Here is a 490-nt window from a genome sequence, read left to right on the forward strand (position 1 = left end):
TAATAGGCGATATTCCTATTAATAACAGCTTGGTATTTATAATTTACAAACAACAGCGCGACACCGTGTTTGTCATATAAATACCGGTATTTATATCAGCTTTCCAGATTGTTAAAGAATTAGTCTTTCACACGCATTCGGTGAGTACTTGGTTTAAAAAACCAAACTTAACTTATCAACTTTTGATAGTTTAAGTTTGGTCTCTTTCTTTAGTGAAGAAGTGGTGGAGCTAAGCAGGATCGAACTGCTGACCTCCTGCGTGCAAGGCAGGCGCTCTCCCAGCTGAGCTATAGCCCCGCAATGGGAAACACACTTTAAGCTAAAACGTAATATTTTGTGCTATATCAAGGCGGTTTATCGCGACCTGTAGTTTCCTACATGAGTGATGAACCAACGAAGATAGAGGACGAAATTGGTAGGTCTGGGCAGACTTGAACTGCCGACCTCACCCTTATCAGGGGTGCGCTCTAACCAGCTGAGCTACAGACCT

General features: G+C 42.4%; 2 tRNA genes. Both read right to left on the reverse strand.

From position 1 onward, the window contains the following. Nucleotides 1-221 precede the first annotated feature (221 nt). Nucleotides 222-297: transfer RNA gene (locus H4J65_RS00020), tRNA-Ala, on the reverse strand. Nucleotides 298-413: 116 nt separating this feature from the next. Next, nucleotides 414-490: transfer RNA gene (locus tag H4J65_RS00025), tRNA-Ile, on the reverse strand.

Source organism: Colwellia sp. MB02u-9, from assembly GCF_014077085.1.
GTDB lineage: Bacteria > Pseudomonadota > Gammaproteobacteria > Enterobacterales > Alteromonadaceae > Cognaticolwellia.